The following is a 19,315-nucleotide window of genomic DNA, read 5'->3' as shown; positions in this document are numbered from 1 at the left end:
CCATGTCCGTCGATCTTACCACGCTGTGGGCCTTCATCATCGCTTTTGCCGTCTTCGCCTATGTCGTGCTCGACGGGTTCGACCTCGGCGTCGCGCTGCTCTTTCCCCTGTTCAAGAAGCGCCATGACCGCGATGTCATGATGAACTCGGTCGCGCCCGTATGGGACGGCAACGAGACATGGCTGGTGCTCGGCGGCGGCGGTCTGTTCGCCGCCTTCCCGCTTGCCTATTCGATCCTGATTCCGGCGATCTTCACGCCGGTCATCGGCATGCTGCTCGGGCTCGTCTTCCGTGGCGTCGCCTTCGAGTTCCGCTGGCACACCGAGCGCGGCAAATTCCTCTGGGACATCGCCTTCTTCGGCGGCTCGTTCATAGCCGCGCTCTGCCAGGGCATCGCGCTCGGCGCCATCCTGCAGGGCGTAAAGGTTTCCGGCCGCGCCTATGGCGGCGGCTGGTGGGACTGGCTGACACCCTTCACGCTTCTGACCGGCGTCGCCGTCGTCGTCGGCTATGCGCTGCTCGGCGCATGCTGGCTGGTGATGAAGACGGAAGGCGATCTGCGCGCCCGCGCCTATCGGCTGGCGCGGCTTGCGGTGATCGCCGCCCTTCTCTTCATCGTCGCCGTCAGTCTGGCGACGCCGTTCCTGGAGGAAGCCTATTGGCAGCGCTGGTTCGCCTGGCCGGGCATTTTGATCACCGCGCCGGTGCCGGTCGCGGTCGCCATCGTCGCCTTCTTCCTGTTCCGGGCCATTGAGAGGGAGAAGGACTATCAGCCCTTCTTCCTGACGCTCATTTTGTTCTTCCTCTGCTTCGTCGGGCTCGGCGTCAGCATGTGGCCGCATATCGTTCCCGGCGCCGTCACCATCTGGCAGGCGGCCGCCCCCGCCTCGAGCCAGAAATTCATGCTCTTCGGCGTTGCCATCCTGGTCCCGATGATCCTTGCCTATACCGGTTATGCCTACTGGGTCTTCCGCGGGAAGGTCGACCCGGAGGTCGGCTACCATTGATGCCGGACGGCGCCCCCGGATCGCTCTCGAAGCGGCTCGCCTGGTTTATCGGCCTGTGGCTGGCGGGCGTGCTGGCGGTTGCGCTGGTCGCCTACGGGCTGCGGCTGTGGCTGGTTTGAGGGGGCGTCTTTCAGAAGATGGATTGCCAAGCCGCGTTCATGGAGGATAGGACGCGGACGAAGCAAGGGGAGGAACGGTATGGCTGAACGCATCGACGGCAAGGCGATCGCCGCCGAGGTCATCGCGTCGGTGAAGGAAGGGACGGCGCGCCTGCTCGACGAGAAGGGCATCCGGCCGGGCCTCGCGGTGATCATCGTGGGCGAGGATCCGGCGAGCGAGGTCTATGTCGCCTCCAAATCGCGCATGGCGAACGAATGCGGCTTCCTTTCCGTGAAACGCGAACTGCCCGCCGCGACCGGCGAAGCCGAGCTCGTCCGCTTGATCGAGGAACTGGATGCCGATCCGAAGATCCACGGCATCCTCGTGCAATTGCCGCTGCCGGGCCATATCGACGCCAAGCGCATCATCCAGCTCGTCGCGCCCGAAAAGGATGTCGACGGGTTCAGCTTCGTCAATATAGGCAAGCTCAGGACAGGCGAACTCGATACGGCTTTCCTGCCCTGCACGCCGGCGGGATGCATGCTTCTGATCGAGCGGGTCCGCGGCAGGGACCTTGCCGGTCTCGACGCCGTGGTCGTCGGCCGCTCCAATATCGTCGGTAAGCCGATGGCCAATCTGCTGCTCGCCGCGGATTGCACCGTGACGATCGCCCACAGCCGCACGCGAGACCTCGCTTCAGTGATCGGCCGCGCCGACATCCTCGTCGCCGCCGTCGGTCGCCCGGAGATGATCAAGGGCGAATGGATCAAGCCGGGCGCCACCGTCATCGATGTCGGCATCAACCGCATCCCCGCGCCGGAGCGCGGCGAAGGCAAGACGCGGCTGGTCGGCGATGTCGAGCACGCCGCCGCGGAGAAGGTCGCCGGCGCCATCACGCCGGTTCCCGGCGGCGTCGGCCCGATGACCATCGCCATGCTCATGGTGAACACGCTCACCTCCGCCTACCGCTCGGCAGGGATGGAGCCGCCATCGTTCTGACCGCGTGCGGGGCGGCCCGTCTTCTCGCGCCCGCCTCCTTCCTGTAAGTGATATCCATGCCCGATCAGAGCCAGACCAGCCGTCACTTCGCTTTCCTGCTCGTCGACAAATTCTCGATGTTCTCGCTTGCCGCTGCGATCGACACGGTGCGCTCGGCGAACCGCCTGCTCGGCCGCGATTACTACGGCTGGACGACGGTCTCCGCCGATGGCGAGGCGGTGATGGCGTCGAACGGACTGCCGATCAAGATCGACTACTCGATCGGCGACGTCCCGCCTGCGGATATTCTTTTCGTCTGCGTCGGGCTGACGACCGAGTTTCCTGGAAAGTCGAAGGTGCTGGGCGCGCTCAGAAGCCTCGGCCGGCGGGGTGCGGCGCTCGGCGCGCTGTCGGTCGGCTCCTACCTGCTCGCCGAGGCGGGGCAACTCGAGGGACACCGCTGCACTATTCACTGGGAGAACCGCGCCGGCTTCAAGGAGCGTTTTCCCGAGATCGAATGCACCGGCAACGTCTTCGAGATCGACCGCAAGCGCTACACCTGTGCCGGCGGCACCACCTCCATCGACCTGATGCTGGAGATCGTGCGCGTCGATTTCGGCACCAGCCTCGCCAATGAGGTCGCCAACCAGTTCCAGCACGAGCGCATCCGCTCGGCCGGCGACCGCCAGCGCGTCGGACCGGAGCGCGACCTGACCGGCAAGTCGGAGAAGCTCAGGAAGATCGTCGAACTCATGGCCGACAATCTCGACGAGCCCTTCTCGGCCGTGCAACTCGCCAAGGCGGCTGGCCTGTCGGTGCGACAGGTCGAGCGGCTTTTCCTCCGTCACCTCAACATGACGCCGGGGCGCTACTACATGCGTCTGCGTCTAGAGCGTGCGCGCGAATTGCTGCGCCAGACCAATCTGCCGATCCTCGATGTCGCGATCGCTACCGGCTTCACGTCGCATTCCTATTTCGCGCAGAGCTACCGGCTTCAGTTCGGCCGGCCGCCCAGCGAGGAGAGGCGCACGACTTATTGAGGGCGCCGATTCGTGACGATGAGGCGAGAGAGGAGAGGAGGGATGGAGCGGAAAAGAGACGGAAGCGCGCGCCATATCTCGGCGCCGACAGAGCCATGCCGCCCGTGGGCGTGAAGGCGCGCTCGCGGCGAGGCGGCGGCCGCCCGACCATCGCCGACGTGGCGTCGAAAGCCGGCGTCGGGGCGATAACGGTCTCGCGCGCTCTGCGCGAGCCCGAGCGTGTCTCGCTGGAACTCCGACGGCAGATCATGGCCGTCGTCGACGAACTCGGCTATGTGCCCGACCGCAATGCCCGCGCGCTGGCCTCGGCCCGCGCCGACGTGATCGGCGTGCTCGTCCCTTCGCTCACCAACAACGTCTTCGCCGAAGTGGTGCGCGGCATTTACGACGGGCTCGGCCGAGGCCATCTACAGGTGCAGATCGGCAACACCCATTATTCGCAGGAAGCGGAAGAGGACCTGCTTCAGACGTTCCTGAGCCAGAGGCCGTCGGCGCTGATTGTTTCGGGTATCGACCAGAGCCCCGCCGCCACGGTACTCCTTGAAAGGGCCGATTGCCCGGTCGTCCAGATCATGGAGATCGGCCCTGAACCGGTCGACATGATGATCGGCTTCTCGCACTATGAAGGGGGAAAGGTGGCTACCCGGCATCTGGTTGAAGCCGGCTACCGAAAGGTCGCCTTCATCGGCGCGCGCATGGACCCGCGCTCGCAGCGCCGGCTGGCGGGCTACCGCGCCGCGATGGAGGAGGCGGGACTGTTCGACAAGCGCCTCGTGACGACCACCGCGCGGCCGTCGAGCGTGACGATCGGCAGCGAACTGTTCCGAGAGGCGCTGGCGAAAGCGCCGGCGCTCGATGCCGCCTTCTGCAACAATGACGACATGGCGCTCGGAGCGCTTTTCGAGTGCCATCGTCAGGGTCGGGCGGTGCCTTCGGAAATCGGCATCGCCGGCTTCAACGACCTCGAAATGATGCAGGTCGCCTATCCTTCCGTCACCAGCCTGCGCACCTATCGTTACGACATGGGGCGCCGTGCGATCGCCATGGCGCTGGAAGCAATCGCAGGCCGCCGCCCCGCCGCCCCGGTCGTCGACCTCGGCTTCGAGCTTATCGTCCGCGAAAGTACCAGACGCTGATGCGCCTGCCGGTCAAATCGGCTCTCGATGCGCCTTTACAAGATTTCTTGGTAGCGCTACCGTTCCCCTGCGTCAGGCCGAGAAGAGATATCGATCCCGCCGTGACCGGACGATCGGCGCGGCCTCGGCTGCCCGTCGCCCGTCCGACGGCGCCCGATGACAGGGCCGCCGGGCGGGTTGTGACGTGCATGAAATCATCTGATTATTCGATCGAACTGGGAGGAATCAAATCATGAAGAGACTTCTAGGCGGCTTTCTTGCCGCCGCCGCAGTGGTGTTGATGAGTTCGTCGGCATTCGCCGAGCCGAAAATTGTATCCGGCCCGGCAGCGGAGGCCGACTGCTTCGCGCCATGGTCCACCGACACGAAATTCTTCCAGTACGAGGCCAAGAAGGGCCCGTACCGGATCGCACTCGCCAACGGCTACATCGCCAACACCTGGCGCATCCAGATGATCCAGACCGCGAAGGCCTATGCCAAGCAGCCCGATGTCGCGGCCAAACTGAAGGAATTCAAGGTCGTCTCCACCGGCGAGGATGTTCCCGCGCAGATTTCCGCGATCAACAACTTCATCGATTCCGGCTATGACGCCATCGTCACCGACGCCCAGAACCCGACCGCCTTCGGCCGCGTCATCAAGCGCGCCAAGGAAGCCGGCGTCGTCCTTGTCGCATTCGACAACATCCTCGACACGAAAGACGCCATCAACGTCAATGTCGATCAGGAAGGCCTCGGCGAATTGTGGGGCAAGTGGCTGGTCGACAAGGTGCCGAACGGCGGCAAGGTCCTCGAAGTGCGCGGCGTCGCCGGCACTTCGGTCGATACCGACCGCCATGCCGGCATCCACAAGGTCCTCGACGCCTCCGGCAAGAAGTGGAATGTGACCGAAGTGATGGGCAAGTGGGACGACGGCGTCGCCCAGAAGGTGTCGGCCGACGCGATCGCCACCAACGGCCCGTTCGACGGCATCACCGGCCAGGGCGGCGACACCGGCATCGTCCAGGCCATGCTCGACGCCAAGCATCCGATGGTACCCTTCGGCGGCGAGACGGAGAACGGCTTCCGCAAGTTCTGCAACAAATACGCTGATCAGGGCTTGAAATGCACGTCCGCCGGCTCCGGTCCCGCCCAGGTGGCTGTCGCGATCAAGACGGCGATCGCGGCGCTGGAAGGCCAGGTGATCCCGCAGGAGATCAAGCTTCCGCTCGCGGTCGCCTCCTATCCGGACATGAAGGAGGGACAGGACTTCTTCCCTGACCAGTCCGACAATTTCTTCGTCGGCAACTCCTTCCCGAGCTGCAAGATCAACTTCTCGGCCCAGGAAATCATGGGCCAGACGAAGGAAAACCAGTAAACTGACGTCAGTCGTTGCGGCGCCGTGGTATGCTTTCCACGGCGCCGTCGTGCGCCGGGAGGAATGAATGAGTCGGGCCGTTCCGCTTTTCCGGATGGAGGGCGTATCGAAGCGCTATGGCGGCGTGCGCGCGCTCGACGGCGCCGAACTGACGGTCAATGCCGGCCAGATCCACGGCATACTCGGCGAGAACGGCGCCGGCAAATCGACGCTCATCAAGATCATGTCGGGTGTCGTCGAGCCGGACGAAGGCCGCATGGTGCTCGACGGCAAGGAGATAGCCTTCGCCTCGCCGGCAGCCGCCAACGATGCCGGTATCGTCTGCGTCTTCCAGGAATTGTCGCTCATCCCGCACCTTTCGGTCGCGGACAATATCGTCATCAGCAACCCGCCCAAGCGCTTCGGCATGATCGACCGCAAGAAGCAGCGCGCCATTGCCGAGGAGGCGCTGGCGCGTGCCGGCGCGGCCGATATCCATCCGCTGGCGTTGGTCAAGGACCTGCCGTTATCCCGCCGGCAGATGGTCGAGATCGCCAAGGCGCTCGCCCGCAAGCCACGCATCCTTATTCTCGACGAGGCGACCTCCGCACTAACTGCTTCCGACGTCTCGAAGGTCTTCGACGTGCTGAAGCGCCTGCGCGAGGAGAGGCTCGCGTTGCTCTACATCTCGCACCGCATGCATGAAATCTCCGAACTGGCGGATGTCTGCACCGTGTTCCGGAATGGCAGCAATGTCGCCAGCTTCGCGACCGGAACGAAGTCCGGCAACGAGATCGTGGAGATGATGATCGGCCGCGAATATACGAGCGTCTTTCCCGCCAAGACGCCGCTGGTTCCGTCGGACAGGCCGCCGGTTATCGAGTGCCGGCATCTCGCCTGGACGGACCAGTTGAAGGATATCTCGTTTTCGGTGCGCGCCGGCGAAGTGGTCGGTCTCGGCGGCCTCGACGGGCAGGGGCAGCGCGAACTTCTGCTCGCCCTGTTTGGCGTCCTTCGTGGCATCGGCGGAGAGGTGCTTGTCGAGGGCAAGCCTGTCGGGATCGGCGGGCCACGACAGGCCAAGCGCGACGAGATCGGCATGGCGCTCATCCCGGAGGACCGCAAGACCGAAGGCCTGCTGCTCCCGATGAGCGTGCGCGACAATCTTTCCTTCGCCGCGCTCGACCGCGTGTCCCGGGGCGGCGTCATCGACGGGACGGCCGAGAAAAGCCGTATCGACGAGATGATCCGCCTGCTCGCCATCAAGACGGCCGGCACCGATATCCCCGCCGGCGCGCTTTCCGGCGGCAACCAGCAGAAGATCGTCATCGCCAAATGGCTGATGAACCAGCCGCGCATCATCCTTCTCAACGACCCGACCCGCGGCATCGATGTCGGCACCAAGCAGGAGATCTACCAGCTCCTGCGCAGGCTCGCCGACGAGGGTGCGGCGATCGTCTTCTATTCGACCGACTATGACGAGCTGATCGGTTGCTGCGACCGCGTTCTCGTCATGTATGACGGCGGCATCCGGCGCGAACTGGCGGGTGAAGAGATCACCGAGCACGCGCTGATCGCCAGCGCGCTCAATGTCGAGGAAGCAAGCGTGGATCGGGCGCAGGTGGCCGGGGCATGAAGGACTGGAAATACTGGGTCGCCGAGCAGCGCGGCACGCTTTTCGCCTTCGCCACCTTCGTGGTGATGTTCACGATCTATGTTTCCAACCATCCGGCCGGCTTCACGGCCAATGTCGTGCAGACGGCTGCGAACAAAGGCGTGCTGCTCGCCTTCGTCGCCATGGCGCAGGCGCTTGTGGTCATCACCGCCGGCATCGACCTTTCCGTCGGCATGATCTTCATCCTGACCAATTGCCTCGCCTCGTGGATCGTGGTCGGCACGCCGCTCGAGACGACGCTCGGCATCGTCGGCGTCCTGCTCGCGGGGCTGGCGTGCGGCGCGGTCAACGGCCTGATCGTCATCTACGGACGGCTGCAGCCGATCGTGACGACCATCGCCACCGGCGCCGTCTATTACGGCATCGCTCTCCTGTTGCGGCCCTTTCCCGGCGGAAGCGTCAACGAGGATCTCGCCGATTTCCTCACCGGTAAGATCTGGGGCGTGGTCCCGGTGAGCCTTGTGGTGCTTGTGGTGGTCGTCCTCCTCGTCTGGGTGCCGTTCAGCCGCTCGGTGATGGGCCGTGCCGCCTACGCCACAGGCTCGTCGGAAGCCGCGGCCTACATGTCGGCGATGCCGATCCGCCGCGCCAAGTTCCTGACCTATACGCTGGCCGGCCTGCTTGCCGGTATCGGCGGACTGTTCCTGACTTTCTTCACCTATACGGGCGAGGCGGCGCTAGCGAGCGGCAACGCCTATACGCTCTTTTCCATTGCCGCGGTCGTGCTCGGCGGCATCTCGCTCTATGGCGGCACCGGCAGCGCCATCGGCGCGGTGTTCGGCGCACTCGCCTTCCGCGCGATCGGCGATCTTCTCTTCGTCTTCGACCTCGATCCGCTGTGGCAGCCGCTGTTCCAGGGGGTCGTCCTCCTGATCGCCGTCAGCCTCGGCGCGTTTGCGCTGCTTCGCGTCCGCAACAAGCTGGACTGGTTCACATGAGCGAAATCTCCTCAACGGGCAGGCAGGGGTTGTGGCGGCGCATCGATCCCGCCGTGGCCACGGCGTTCGGCTGCATTGTGCTCCTGCTTCTGGTGGGAAGCATCTATTCGTCGAACTTCCTGCATCTCGATTATCTTCTCCTGCAGTTGAAGGTCGCCTCCTTCCTCGGCGTGATCGCGACAGGCGCCATGCTGGTCATCCTGCTCGGCCAGATCGACCTTTCGGCTCCGTGGACGATCACTACCGGCGCGATGATGTCCTGCGCAGCGGCCGCCTACGGACCGGCCGGCGTCGCGCTTGCCATACCTTTCGGCATTCTCTGCGGGGTGGCGATCGGCATCGTGAACGGTATCGGCGTTGCCTATCTGCGCATTCCCGCGATGATCATCACGCTTGCCACCAACGCCGTCGCGCAAGGGCTGATGGTGGTCTATACGGGCGGCTTCTCGCCGCAGGACGAGGCGACGGAAGCGATGCGCTATATCGCCACCGGCTTTCTCGTTCCCGGCGTACCCAACGCCGTGCTCGTCTGGGTGGTAGTCGGCGCCGGCGCGGTGTTCCTCCTGACGCGTACGACCTTCGGCCGTGCCGTCTACGGCATCGGCAACAGCGAGCGCGCCGCCTACCTCTCCGGCGTCGACACGCGCCGCATCCTCGTCATCGCCTTCGCCATTGCCGGAGGGCTGGCGGCATTCGGCGGCGTGCTCCTAGCCGGTTATTCCTCCAAGGCGGCCCAATCGATGGGCGACGTCTACCTGCTGCCGGCGATCGCCGCCGTAGTGCTCGGGGGCACCTCCATTCTCGGCGGGCGTGGCTCCTATCTCGGTACGGTCGCCGGCGCGATCCTCATCACGCTCTTGCAGTCCATCCTCTCGGTGATGCAAATTCCCGAAGCCGGCCGCCAGGTCATCTATGGCATCGTCATCGTCATCATGCTGCTGCTCTACGGACGGGCACCGGCGAGCCGCTGAGAAACACTCGATACTCCCGGGAGGAAGAATTGCCGGAAAATCCTTTTGAAATCCTCGACAAGCGCTTCAACGGGCTGTTCATCCCGACCGCGCATCTCGACAAGCTCTTCACCGGCTGCCGCTGGGCGGAAGGCCCCGCCTATTTCCCTGCCGGACGTTACCTAGTCTGGTCAGACAACCCGAACAACCGCATGCTGCGCTATGACGAATGCGACGGCTCGGTCAGCGTCTTCAGGCATCCGTCCAACTATTCAAACGGCAACACGGTCGACCGCATGGGCCGGCTGGTGTCGTGCGAGCACGGCGCGCGCCGGGTCTCGCGCACCGAGTTCGACGGCACGGTGACGACGGTCGCCGACCGCTATAATGGCAAGCGACTGAACAGCCCGAACGACGTTATTGTGAAATCCGACGGCAGCATCTGGTTCTCCGATCCGACCTACGGCATCGATTCGGATTACGAAGGCCACAAATCCGAATCCGAACAGGGCGGCAGCCACGTCTATCGCGTCGATCCGAACAGCGGTGAAGTCGCGAAAATGACGGACGATTTCGTCAAGCCGAACGGGCTGGCCTTCTCGCCGGACGAAAAGCTGCTCTACGTCGTCGATACCGGCCGCACCCATGTCGAGAACGGGCCGGCTCATATCCGCCGTTTCAAGGTCGGTGCGAACGGCAAGCTGTCGGGCGGCGAGGTCTTCGCCGAATGCACGAACGGCCTGTTCGACGGCTTCCGCCTCGACACGGAGGGCCGTATCTGGACCAGCGCCTTCGACGGTGTCCATTGCTATCATCCGGACGGCACGCTGATCGGCAAGATCCATGTGCCGGAAGTGGTGGCGAATGTCTGCTTCGGCGGCGACAAGCGCAACTATCTCTACATTTGCGGCACCACCTCGCTTTACGGCGTGCGGCTGCCGATCAACGGGGCGAAGACCTTCTGAGAGGCAGTGAAGGACAGGCCTACCGCCGCGTGACCCGCATCGGCAGGCCGCCCTGCGGCTGTGTCGTCAGCTTCTGCACCGGCCATGGTTTCGTTTCCGCCACCGTATCGAAGCGGTAGCGTGACATCAGCACGACGAGCGCGATCATCGCCTCCTGCATGGCGAAGCTCGCGCCGATGCAGACGCGCGGACCTGCGCCGAAGGGCAGGTACTGGAAGCGGTCGATCTTCTCGCGCGCGCCGGGCGCGAAACGCGCAGGGATGAAGGCCTCGGGGTCGCTCCATAGCGCCCTGTGGCGATGGATCGTCCATGGCATGACCAGGACCTGCGTACCCTTCGGGATGACGAGGTCCTGATAGGTATCGTCCTCCACCGCCTCGCGATTGATCGAGGGCGCTGGCGGATAAAGCCTCAGCGCCTCCTCGAAGGCGGCGCGCGTCAGCGGCATCTTCTCAATCCACTCGGCCGGACCTGTTCCGCTTGCCATCACGGCATCCACTTCTTTCTCGATCGGCTCGCGCTCCCACGGGCTCTCGGCGAGGCAATAAAGCATCCAGCCGAGCGCGCGCGCCGTGGTCTCGTGGCCGGCGCCGATGAAGGTGATGATGTTGTCCTCGATCTCGGCGCGCGTCAGCCCGTCGGGGCCTTCCGCCCGCAAGAGCAAGGTAAGGAAATCCTCGGGCGTTCCGTCCGGATAGCGCGCAATCCTTTGCCGGCGCATTTCCATCGTCTCGGCGACGATGCGGCGGAAGAAGGCAAGCGAGTTGCGCCCGAGCAGGCGCGTGATGCGCGGCAGCCAGTCGGGCGCGCCGAGAAGGTCGAGCGGGTCGACCCGTCCCATCGTCTCGAACAGCCGGTCGACCTGTTTGGCGAAACTGCCGGATTCTCCCGCGATCTCTCCTGAAAACAGTGTCTCGGCGAGGATATCGTAGGTCAGCATCGTCATGTCGCGCGCGAGATCGGTCGTGCCACCCGCTTCGTAACGTTTCGCGAATTCCTCGGCGCATTTCAGCATCGGCGGGGCGAAGCCGTGGATGTGACGCGGCGTGAAGACGGGCGCCATCGCCTTGCGCGAGCGACGCCAGACTTCGCCCTCCGCCGTCAGGAGCCCGTCGCGCAGGATCGGCCGCAGAATCTTCTGGCGCACCCGCGCCATCTTGTAGTTTTTCGCATTGTCGACGAGCACGCGGCGGATGAGGCCCGGATCGTTGGCGATCAAAAGCGGTCCGCCGATCGACGAGACGGAGATCCATTTTTCATTGTAGGAAGGCTCGCCCCACAATTCGAGCGGATTCCTGTAGACGATACGGATCATCTGCAGGGTCGAGGGCGGGCTCGCGCGTGGCTTCGGCGCCGGCGGCACGAAGGGAGCGGGGTGAGCATCCATGTCGGGTTCCCGTATTCCCACCGAATGTAGGTGCGCCGGCCGGGCGCGTCCATGGCCGGAAACGGGCGATGCCGTCAGGAATATTGACGCATCACCCACAGGCCGAAGAACAGTGCGCCGACCGCCACGACGAGGGAAAGCGCCGCATAGAGCGCGCAGAGCGCCAGCGCGCCGCGCTCCCAAAGGGCTGCGATATCGAGTGAGAAGGTTGAGAAGGTGGTGAAGCCGCCAAGGATGCCGGTCGTTAGGAACAGCCGGAAATGCTGGCTCGCGGCGCCTTTCTGCGCGAACCAGCCGGCGAGCAGGCCCATGGCCAGCGAGCCGACGATATTGACCGTCAGCGTCGCGTACGGAAAGCCGGTGCCCAGAAGCCGCATGCCGAGCGAGTTGACGCCGTGGCGCAGCGCGCCACCCACGCCGGCGCCCATAAAGACGATCAGGAAATTCATCCGCACTTCTCCTCTCCGTACGACATCGGTTGTGGCTGCGGAGAGGGTTGGCAATGCTCCCGCCGACGCAGCGCGCCATGGCAGGAGTCATCAGCCTTTTCGGCGGTTATCGGGGGCACTCCATCCCCATCACGGTGAGAATTAGCCGAAACGAAGTCTCGCGTCAAAGGCGGCGTTCACTTTGCTCCTGCTGCAAACCGCGATGACGGGAGGTGGGCGGCGTGGAAAAGCCCGCTCAATTTGGAAAAACGGCCGGAAATGCCTATATTCGGGCTACCATCATATGCATGATTCGGGGCCTCCTTCAGGCACCGGCCCGACAGCTCTCAGACGAAAGCATTACATGAACGAGACGCCCGAAATCCTCCCCGGCGAACCGGCCGAATATGGCGCCGATTCCATCAAGGTCCTCAAGGGCCTCGATGCCGTGCGCAAGCGGCCCGGCATGTATATCGGAGACACGGATGACGGCTCCGGCCTGCATCACATGGTCTACGAGGTGGTCGACAACGCGATCGACGAGGCGCTGGCCGGCCATGCCGACGTCGTGACGGTGACGCTCAATCCGGACGGCTCCTGCACGGTCACCGACAATGGCCGCGGCATCCCGACGGATATCCACACCGGCGAGGGCATCTCGGCGGCCGAAGTCATCATGACCCAGCTTCACGCCGGCGGTAAGTTCGACCAGAATTCCTACAAGGTCTCGGGCGGTTTGCACGGCGTCGGCGTGTCGGTCGTCAACGCGTTGTCGGTCTGGCTGAAGCTCAAGATCCGCCGCAAGGGCCGCATCCACGAGATGTCGTTCACGAACGGGGTAGCGGACGCGCCTCTGAGACAGACGGGTGACGCGGGCAGCGAGACCGGCACGGAAGTCACCTTCCTGCCCTCGCCCGGAACCTTCACCATGACGGAGTTCGACTATCCGACGTTGGAGCATCGGCTGCGCGAACTCGCCTTCCTGAATTCCGGCGTGCGCATCGTTCTGACCGACCGGCGCCATGCCGATCTGAAGCAGCAGGAACTGCATTACGAAGGCGGGCTGACCGAGTTCGCCAAATATCTCGACAAGGCGAAGAAACCGCTGATCGCCGAGCCGATCGCCATTTCGCGCGAGCGCGACGGCATCACGGTCGAGGTCGCCATGTGGTGGAACGACAGCTATCACGAAAACGTGCTGGCCTTCACCAACAACATCCCCCAGCGCGACGGCGGCACGCACCTGGCCGGCTTCCGTGGCGCGCTGACGCGTCAGATGACTGGCTATGCGGAAAGCTCCGGCCTGACCAAGAAGGAGAAGGTGTCGCTTACCGGCGACGACTGCCGCGAAGGGCTGACGGCGGTGCTCTCGGTGAAGGTTCCGGACCCGAAATTTTCCTCGCAGACCAAGGACAAGCTGGTCTCGTCCGAGGTGCGGCCGGTGGTGGAGAACCTCCTCAACGAGGAACTCGGCGCGTGGCTGGAAGAGCATCCGGCGGAAGCCAAGGTACTGGTCGGCAAGATCGTTGAGGCCGCCGCAGCGCGCGAGGCGGCGCGCAAGGCGCGCGAACTCACCCGCCGCAAAGGCGCGCTCGACATCACCTCGCTGCCAGGCAAGCTCGCCGACTGCCAGGAACGCGATCCGGCAAAGTCCGAAATCTTCATCGTCGAGGGCGATTCGGCCGGCGGCTCAGCCAAGGGGGGGCGCTCGCGCCAGAACCAGGCAATCCTGCCCTTGCGCGGAAAGATCCTGAATGTCGAGCGCGCACGCTTCGACCGCATGCTTTCTTCCGACATGATCGGCACGCTCATCACCGCGCTCGGTACGTCGATCGGCAAGGACGAGTTCGACGCGAACAAGCTGCGCTACCACAAAATCATCATCATGACCGACGCCGATGTCGACGGCGCCCATATCCGCACGCTGCTTTTGACCTTCTTCTTCCGCCAGATGCCGGAACTGATCGAGCGCGGACACCTCTATATCGCCCAGCCGCCGCTTTATAAGGTCACGCGCGGCAAGAGTGCGCAGTACATAAAGGACGAGCAGGCCTTCGAGGATTATCTGATCGGCACGGGCCTGGAGGAAGCCGGGTTGGAACTCGCCTCGGGTGAGGTGCGGGCGGGACAGGATCTGCGCGCTGTGGTCGATGACGCCCTTGCCGTGCGGTCGCTCATCAACGGCCTGCATTCGCGCTATAACCGCCCTGTCGTGGAGCAGGCGGCGATCGTCGGCGGGCTGAACGCCGAGACGCTTTCCGATCCGGGCTCGGCAGAAGCCATGGCGAAGCGTGTCGCGGAAAGGCTTGACATGATCGCAGACGAGACGGAACGAGGCTGGCAGGGCCGGGTCAACCCGTCCAACGAGGGCGCCGGTGGCTACGTCTTCGAGCGTACCGTACGCGGCGTGAAGGAAATTGCCATGCTCGACGCGGCGTTGATCGGCTCGGCCGACGCGCGCGCGCTCGACCGCTATGCGTCGCGCCTTGAAGATATCTACGAAAAGCCCGCCATCCTCAGGCGCAGGGAGAGCGTCGAGACCATCACCGGCCCGATGAAGCTTCTTGAGGCGGTCTTCGCCACCGGCCGCAAGGGTTTGACCATGCAGCGCTACAAGGGGCTTGGCGAGATGAACGCCGAGCAGCTTTGGGAGACGACGCTCGATCCGGCCGCGCGTTCGCTGCTGCAGGTCAAGGTCAACGATGCCGTGAACGCGGACTCGCTGTTCTCGCGGCTGATGGGTGACGATGTCGAGCCGCGCCGCGAGTTCATCCAGGACAACGCGCTCTCCGTCGCCAATCTCGATATCTGACGATCCGTTCGAGAATCCGTGAGACCGGGCTGCAGACGGCTTTCGTCCGTGCTCCGATGTTTACCGAACACGTTTTCGCTTTGGTGTGTCGATTTCTCAAACTGTTTCTGAGTGCGTTAAGTGGCCCTATTTGGCCTCGACCATCCCGATCAGCGCCTTTACGGCCATCGGATAACCGCGCGGCCCCAGCCCCGCGAGCACGGCGGTCGCGACGCTCGATACCAGCGAGCGGTGATAGATTTCTTCGCGCCGGTGGATATTCGATATGTGGAATTCGATGATCGGGCCGGGGAACATCTTCAGCGCATCGAGGAGCGGGATCGAGCGGAAGCTCAGGCCGGCCGGATTGATCAGGATGCCGGCGCCCTCGTCGATCGCTTCATGCACCCAGTCGACAAGCTGGTGCTCGGCGTTCGACTGATGGAACCGGAGCGGCCGCTCGCCGGCCGCTTCCCGGCACATCGTCTCGATCTCCGCCAGCGTGGTCTTCCCGTATATTTCCGGCTCGCGCGTGCCGAGGCGGTTCAGGTTCGGTCCGTTGAGGACAAAGATGGGCTTGGCCATTTTCACGGAACTCCGGTTGCTTCCCCGCCTCAGCTACCCTGGTAGCCGAAGAGATGCGGCAGCCACAGCACCGTCTCGGGGAAGAAGGTGATGATGATGAGCGACAGCAGCATTACTCCGATGAACGGCAGCACGTCGCGCACTAGGTCGCGCATCGGCACTTCCGCTATGCGCACCATGATGAAGAGAAGCAGGCCGTAGGGCGGCGTCACGAGACCGAGCATGATGTTGACCACGCACATCACGCCGAAATGCACGAGGTCGATGCCGAGCGCGTGCGCGGTCGGGATGAAGACGGGCAGGATGACGAGGATGATCGTGGTGCCTTCAAGCAGGCAGCCGAGAAAGAGCAGGATCACGTTGACAAGAATCAGGAACGTGGTCGGTGAGAGATGCCAGCTCGCAAGCAGGACACTGAGATGCTGCGGGATGTTCTCGACGGTCACGACATAGTTGAAGACCAGCGCGCCGGCGATCAGCATGCCGATAGAGGCGGTGGTGTGCGCGCTCGACCGGACCGATTCGTAGAAGTCGGCGAAGCTGACGCTGCGGTAGAGGACGACTGAAATGACGAGCGCGTAGGCCGCGGCGACGGCGGCGGCCTCGGTCGGCGTCGTCACGCCGGTATAGATGCCGCCGAGCAGCACGACCGGCATCATCAGCGCGGGCAAGGCACGCAAGGTGATGCCGGGCAGTTCCCTGATCGGCGTCGGCGGCTCGACGGGAAAACCCTTGCGACGCGCGTCGATGGCGACGAGGACCATTTGCATGCCTGCCATCAACAGGCCGGGCACGACGCCACCTAGGAACAGATAGCCGATCGACGCATCGGAGACGAGCGCATAGACGATCATCGGGATGGAAGGCGGGATGATCGGTCCGATGACGGCTGTGGCGGCCGTCAGCGCCGCCGCGTAGCTTGCCGGATATTTGCCGTCCGCCGTCATCAGCCTCTGCATGATCTTGCCGGACCCGGCCGCGTCGGCAATGGCCGATCCGGACATGCCGGCGAAGATGATCGACTGCAGCACATTGACCTGAGCCAGCCCGCCGCGGAAACGGCCGACGAACGCGTTGCAGAACACCATGAGTCGGTCGGTCATCGAGCCGATATTCATGAGTTCGGCGGCGAGGATGAAAAGCGGCACGGCCAGGATGATGTAGTTGGAATACATCCCGTTGAGGATTTGTTCGGCGGCGGTGCCCATGTCGAGCCCCGACATCCACAGATAGAGGATGGAGGCGGCGATCATGGCGTGCCCGATCGGCAGGCCGAGAAGCGCCAGCGCCGTGACCGCGAAGATCGTGATGAGGAAGGGGTCGGCGAAGCTCATAGGCCCGACCCCGCCTGCGTGGGATCGAACTCCTCCGGCGCCTTGCCCCGGAGGGCCTGCCAGCCGAGCCACAGATAGCGCACGATGATGGCGATGACGAAGACGATATAGATGGAATAGAGCCAGTCGAAGCGGATGCCCATATAAGCGCTGCTTTCAACCTTCATGAAAGTGACGTAGCTGACGATCGCCGGAAAGGACATCCCGTAGAGCACGAGGAGCGCGGCGGCGGAAACGAGGAACATGACGCGACGCACCTTCGGGCCGACGGCGGCATAGATCAGATCGAAGCGCATTTCCTCCTGCTCGGTCACCACGAAGGACGCGCCCCACAGAACCAGCCAGATCCACAGGATGGCGGAGAGTTCGTTGGTCCATCCCGTCGGCCAGTCGAAGAGGTAGCGAGCGGCAATCTGGAACAGGAAAGCGAAGAACATCACTGCCAGCATGGCGGTGAGGATGAATTCACCATATTTGTAGAGCCGGGAGCCGAACCGGCGCGCTCGGGGGTTCATCGTCGTTCTCCGCGATCGGATTAAGGGTATGCGCGGACTGGCAATGAGCGCCGGCCCGGAAGAAGGGGGCCGGAAAGGATGATTCCCTAAAGGTTAATCCCTCCGGCCTGATCGCCCTAGAGCGCGTTGATCTTGTCGAGCATGCCCGCCGGCCAGGATTTGGCGAGATCCGAGGCGAGATACATCTTCTGCGCATATTCGCGGAAGGCGTCCACGTCCGGCTTGTAGATCTTCAGGCCCTTTTTCTCGAAGGAGGAAGCCAGTTCCTTCTCGCGCGCGAGATGCTGACCGGTGCTCCAGTCGATGGCGTCGTCTGCGGCCTTCTGGAATTTCTTCTGCAGTTCGGGCGACATGGCGTTCCAGGTCTTGCTGGAAACAGTCAGAAGGTCGAAGCCGACCAGATGCGAGGTCAGCACGATCTGCGACATCACTTCATAGAACTTCATGTTCTGGACGTTGGGGAGCGGGTTGTCCTGCCCGTCGATCGCACCCGTCTGCAGGCCGGTATAGACCTCCGCATAGGCCATCGCGACAGGGTTCGCGCCGAGCGATTTGCCGAGGAACTGCCAGGCTTCCCCGCCCGGCATGCGAAGCTTGATACCGGCCATGTCGGCGGGCTTATCGATCTTCTTGTCGGGCTTCAGTCCAACCTGGCGGACGCCGAAATAGGTCGGTCCGAGCACGCGCACATGCAATTGTTCCTCAGTCTTCTTCTTGAGGTCCTGGCCCATTTCGCTGGCGAAGAATTTCTTCAGATGATCAGTGTCGCGGAAGACATAGGCGGCGGTGACGATCGACCATTCGGGCATCTGCTTGGAGAAGTCCTGGGGCGCGATATTGCTCATCTCCAGATTGCCGCGCTGCAGCGCGACCAGTTCGGTGCCCTGCTTGAACAGCGTGCCGCCATAATAGCCTTCGTAGTCGAAATCGTCCTTTATGGCGTCGGAGAATTTTTTCATCATCTCCGCCCTGATGTCCTGGTCGGAGAAGACGGCCGAGAAGCGCAGTTTCGGCTTGTCCGCCGCGAGCGCCGGAAGCGCGGTCGAAGCTGCCAGAAGGCCGCCTGCTACGAGCGTCTGCCTGCGTGTCAGGTTGAGTTTCATTGTCTTTTTCCTCCCATGCTTGGAGCAATGCTCCGGTGAATGCGCCGAGGCGCGTTGATGTCTCAGGCCGCGCGGAAATGCTCCGTCATTGCGGCAACGTCCGGCCGCGCGCCGGTGAACAGCTCGAAAGCCCGGACCGCCTGATAGACCGCCATCCCCGAACCGGGCACGCTCCGGCAGCCGACCTCCCGCGCGGCGCGCAACAATTCCGTGTCTTCCGGGAAGTAGACGATGTCAGCTACCCAGTGCCGGGCGGACAGAAGGCCGGTCGAAAAGGGCGTGCCCGGATAGTTCGCCATCCCTACCGGCGTCGCGTTGACGATGCCCTGTGCCCATCCGATCTTTTCTTCGACGGCTTGCGACGCCTTGAAGATACGGCTCGAGCGTTGCCCGAGCCGGGTGGCCAGCGCCTCGGCGCGTTCCGGCGACTGGTCGACGATGGCGAGTTCGCCGACGCCGAGACCGTCGAGTGCGTGCGCGACCGCGGCACCTGCCCCGCCGGCGCCGAACTGCACGACGCGCTCGATGGGAAGCGCTGGCCGGGCCTGCCGCAGGCTCTCCGCGAAACCCCAGCTATCGGTATTGTGGCCGACGCATCGCCCGTCCCGTATCACCACAGTATTCACCGCACCGATCGATTCGGCCTCCGGCGAGAGTTCGTTCAGCGCCGGGATCACGGTCTGCTTGAAGGGATGTGTTATGTTCAGACCGGCGAAACCCAATTCCGCCGCAGCGCGAACCACCGCGGCGATGCCGGAATCCTTCAGGCCGAGCGTGTCGAAATCGATCAGCACATATCGGAAGGGGATTCCGAGCCGCGCACCCTCGCGCTCGTGCATGATCGGCGACCGGGAAGCCTGTATGCCGCGACCGGCGAGCCCGACGAGGACGGCGTTGCCGCCGACAGCGACCGGCGCGCCTTGTCGGGCAAGCGTGCGCAGACGCTCGATCGCCATCTCCCTGAACTCGTCCACCGGACCCTCCCCGATCGGCGTTTTGTGCCGTACTTGTCTTCGGCGGACCGAGACCGGTATATGATCCGCGAAGCCGA

At 63.8% G+C, this 19,315-nt stretch carries 18 protein-coding genes and 1 riboswitch; of the genes, 11 read left to right on the top strand and 7 right to left on the bottom strand.

All coding sequences use genetic code 11. The annotated features are described in order from the left end of the window. The first annotated feature begins 2 nt into the window (after positions 1–2). The 10 genes from cydB (at position 3) to RBH77_RS02655 (ending at position 10,121) form a co-directional block, all read left to right on the top strand. Positions 3–1,007, top strand: coding sequence for a cytochrome d ubiquinol oxidase subunit II (cydB, locus tag RBH77_RS02700; protein WP_311030617.1), 1,005 nt, complete (start codon positions 3–5; stop codon positions 1,005–1,007). Next, entirely contained in the window at positions 1,007–1,126 is a 120-nt protein-coding gene (locus RBH77_RS02695; protein WP_311030616.1) for a DUF2474 family protein, read from the top strand. Before cydB ends, RBH77_RS02695 begins: the two co-directional genes overlap by 1 nt. 79 nt (positions 1,127–1,205) lie before the next feature. Then, on the top strand, positions 1,206–2,105 hold the full coding sequence (locus RBH77_RS02690; RefSeq protein WP_311030615.1) for a bifunctional methylenetetrahydrofolate dehydrogenase/methenyltetrahydrofolate cyclohydrolase: 900 nt from the start codon (positions 1,206–1,208) through the stop codon (positions 2,103–2,105). Positions 2,106–2,161: 56 nt separating this feature from the next. After that, positions 2,162–3,124, top strand: a complete 963-nt coding sequence (locus RBH77_RS02685; RefSeq protein WP_311030614.1) for a GlxA family transcriptional regulator — start codon at positions 2,162–2,164, stop codon at positions 3,122–3,124. Between the two features lie 95 nt (positions 3,125–3,219). Continuing rightward, complete coding sequence (gene gntR / locus RBH77_RS02680) at positions 3,220–4,260, top strand: HTH-type transcriptional regulator GntR (RefSeq protein WP_311030613.1); 1,041 nt, start codon at positions 3,220–3,222, stop codon at positions 4,258–4,260. A gap of 232 nt (positions 4,261–4,492) precedes the next feature. After that, positions 4,493–5,614, top strand: a complete 1,122-nt coding sequence (locus tag RBH77_RS02675) for a sugar ABC transporter substrate-binding protein (RefSeq protein ID WP_371832828.1) — start codon at positions 4,493–4,495, stop codon at positions 5,612–5,614. 67 nt (positions 5,615–5,681) lie between these two features. After that, positions 5,682–7,229 carry a sugar ABC transporter ATP-binding protein gene (locus RBH77_RS02670; RefSeq protein WP_311030612.1) on the top strand — a complete coding sequence of 516 codons (1,548 nt, stop codon included), beginning with the start codon at positions 5,682–5,684 and terminating at the stop codon, positions 7,227–7,229. Next, positions 7,226–8,206 (top strand): ABC transporter permease, encoded by a 981-nt coding sequence (locus RBH77_RS02665; protein ID WP_311030611.1) that lies wholly within the window; start codon positions 7,226–7,228, stop codon positions 8,204–8,206. Before RBH77_RS02670 ends, RBH77_RS02665 begins: the two co-directional genes overlap by 4 nt. Then, complete coding sequence (locus tag RBH77_RS02660) at positions 8,203–9,177, top strand: ABC transporter permease (RefSeq protein ID WP_311030610.1); 975 nt, start codon at positions 8,203–8,205, stop codon at positions 9,175–9,177. Before RBH77_RS02665 ends, RBH77_RS02660 begins: the two co-directional genes overlap by 4 nt. 29 nt (positions 9,178–9,206) lie before the next feature. Then, positions 9,207–10,121 (top strand): SMP-30/gluconolactonase/LRE family protein, encoded by a 915-nt coding sequence (locus RBH77_RS02655; RefSeq protein WP_311030609.1) that lies wholly within the window; start codon positions 9,207–9,209, stop codon positions 10,119–10,121. Between the two features lie 19 nt (positions 10,122–10,140). Here RBH77_RS02655 and RBH77_RS02650 read toward each other — a convergent pair whose 3' ends face one another. Together RBH77_RS02650 and crcB are read right to left on the bottom strand one after the other, a co-directional pair. Continuing rightward, entirely contained in the window at positions 10,141–11,508 is a 1,368-nt protein-coding gene (locus RBH77_RS02650) for a cytochrome P450 (RefSeq protein WP_311030608.1), read from the bottom strand. Between the two features lie 74 nt (positions 11,509–11,582). Continuing rightward, positions 11,583–11,957: a fluoride efflux transporter CrcB gene (gene crcB, locus RBH77_RS02645; protein WP_311030607.1), complete on the bottom strand. Its 375-nt coding sequence runs from the start codon at positions 11,955–11,957 to the stop codon at positions 11,583–11,585. A 74-nt stretch (positions 11,958–12,031) separates the two neighbouring features. Further along, positions 12,032–12,094, bottom strand: a riboswitch (Fluoride riboswitch). Positions 12,095–12,300: 206 nt separating this feature from the next. Between crcB and gyrB the strand changes: the two genes are divergently transcribed. Then, entirely contained in the window at positions 12,301–14,748 is a 2,448-nt protein-coding gene (gyrB, locus tag RBH77_RS02640; protein ID WP_311030606.1) for a DNA topoisomerase (ATP-hydrolyzing) subunit B, read from the top strand. Positions 14,749–14,874: 126 nt separating this feature from the next. Here gyrB and RBH77_RS02635 read toward each other — a convergent pair whose 3' ends face one another. The 5 genes from RBH77_RS02635 to RBH77_RS02615 all read right to left on the bottom strand — a co-directional run bounded on the left by RBH77_RS02635 (position 14,875) and on the right by RBH77_RS02615 (position 19,238). Continuing rightward, positions 14,875–15,312, bottom strand: a complete 438-nt coding sequence (locus RBH77_RS02635) for a type II 3-dehydroquinate dehydratase (RefSeq protein ID WP_311030605.1) — start codon at positions 15,310–15,312, stop codon at positions 14,875–14,877. A 29-nt stretch (positions 15,313–15,341) separates the two neighbouring features. Beyond that, a complete protein-coding gene (locus RBH77_RS02630; protein WP_311030604.1) occupies positions 15,342–16,646 on the bottom strand; it encodes a TRAP transporter large permease in 1,305 nt (434 codons plus the stop codon). Then, positions 16,643–17,161 carry a TRAP transporter small permease gene (locus RBH77_RS02625; RefSeq protein ID WP_311030603.1) on the bottom strand — a complete coding sequence of 173 codons (519 nt, stop codon included), beginning with the start codon at positions 17,159–17,161 and terminating at the stop codon, positions 16,643–16,645. The genes RBH77_RS02630 and RBH77_RS02625 overlap by 4 nt, the downstream gene beginning before the upstream one ends. A gap of 116 nt (positions 17,162–17,277) precedes the next feature. After that, positions 17,278–18,264 carry a TRAP transporter substrate-binding protein DctP gene (gene dctP / locus RBH77_RS02620; protein ID WP_311030602.1) on the bottom strand — a complete coding sequence of 329 codons (987 nt, stop codon included), beginning with the start codon at positions 18,262–18,264 and terminating at the stop codon, positions 17,278–17,280. A 62-nt stretch (positions 18,265–18,326) separates the two neighbouring features. Continuing rightward, positions 18,327–19,238, bottom strand: coding sequence for a shikimate dehydrogenase (locus RBH77_RS02615; RefSeq protein ID WP_311030601.1), 912 nt, complete (start codon positions 19,236–19,238; stop codon positions 18,327–18,329). Positions 19,239–19,315 lie beyond the last annotated feature (77 nt).

It is taken from the genome of Mesorhizobium koreense (assembly GCF_031656215.1).
Lineage (GTDB): Bacteria > Pseudomonadota > Alphaproteobacteria > Rhizobiales > Rhizobiaceae > Mesorhizobium_L > Mesorhizobium_L koreense.
This window is presented reverse-complemented; position numbering and strand designations above follow the sequence as displayed.

What these genes read in the sequence shown, in the direction of transcription:
- cydB (WP_311030617.1), top strand. Translation starts at nt 3, where the DNA reads ATGTCCGTCGATCTTACCACGCTGTGGGCCTTCATCATCGCTTTTGCC.
- RBH77_RS02695 (WP_311030616.1), top strand. Translation starts at nt 1,007, where the DNA reads ATGCCGGACGGCGCCCCCGGATCGCTCTCGAAGCGGCTCGCCTGGTTT.
- RBH77_RS02690 (WP_311030615.1), top strand. Translation starts at nt 1,206, where the DNA reads ATGGCTGAACGCATCGACGGCAAGGCGATCGCCGCCGAGGTCATCGCG.
- RBH77_RS02685 (WP_311030614.1), top strand. Translation starts at nt 2,162, where the DNA reads ATGCCCGATCAGAGCCAGACCAGCCGTCACTTCGCTTTCCTGCTCGTC.
- gntR (WP_311030613.1), top strand. Translation starts at nt 3,220, where the DNA reads ATGCCGCCCGTGGGCGTGAAGGCGCGCTCGCGGCGAGGCGGCGGCCGC.
- RBH77_RS02675 (WP_371832828.1), top strand. Translation starts at nt 4,493, where the DNA reads ATGAAGAGACTTCTAGGCGGCTTTCTTGCCGCCGCCGCAGTGGTGTTG.
- RBH77_RS02670 (WP_311030612.1), top strand. Translation starts at nt 5,682, where the DNA reads ATGAGTCGGGCCGTTCCGCTTTTCCGGATGGAGGGCGTATCGAAGCGC.
- RBH77_RS02665 (WP_311030611.1), top strand. Translation starts at nt 7,226, where the DNA reads ATGAAGGACTGGAAATACTGGGTCGCCGAGCAGCGCGGCACGCTTTTC.
- RBH77_RS02660 (WP_311030610.1), top strand. Translation starts at nt 8,203, where the DNA reads ATGAGCGAAATCTCCTCAACGGGCAGGCAGGGGTTGTGGCGGCGCATC.
- RBH77_RS02650 (WP_311030608.1), bottom strand. Translation starts at nt 11,508, where the DNA reads ATGGATGCTCACCCCGCTCCCTTCGTGCCGCCGGCGCCGAAGCCACGC.
- crcB (WP_311030607.1), bottom strand. Translation starts at nt 11,957, where the DNA reads ATGAATTTCCTGATCGTCTTTATGGGCGCCGGCGTGGGTGGCGCGCTG.
- gyrB (WP_311030606.1), top strand. Translation starts at nt 12,301, where the DNA reads ATGAACGAGACGCCCGAAATCCTCCCCGGCGAACCGGCCGAATATGGC.
- RBH77_RS02635 (WP_311030605.1), bottom strand. Translation starts at nt 15,312, where the DNA reads ATGGCCAAGCCCATCTTTGTCCTCAACGGACCGAACCTGAACCGCCTC.
- RBH77_RS02630 (WP_311030604.1), bottom strand. Translation starts at nt 16,646, where the DNA reads ATGAGCTTCGCCGACCCCTTCCTCATCACGATCTTCGCGGTCACGGCG.
- RBH77_RS02625 (WP_311030603.1), bottom strand. Translation starts at nt 17,161, where the DNA reads ATGAACCCCCGAGCGCGCCGGTTCGGCTCCCGGCTCTACAAATATGGT.
- dctP (WP_311030602.1), bottom strand. Translation starts at nt 18,264, where the DNA reads ATGAAACTCAACCTGACACGCAGGCAGACGCTCGTAGCAGGCGGCCTT.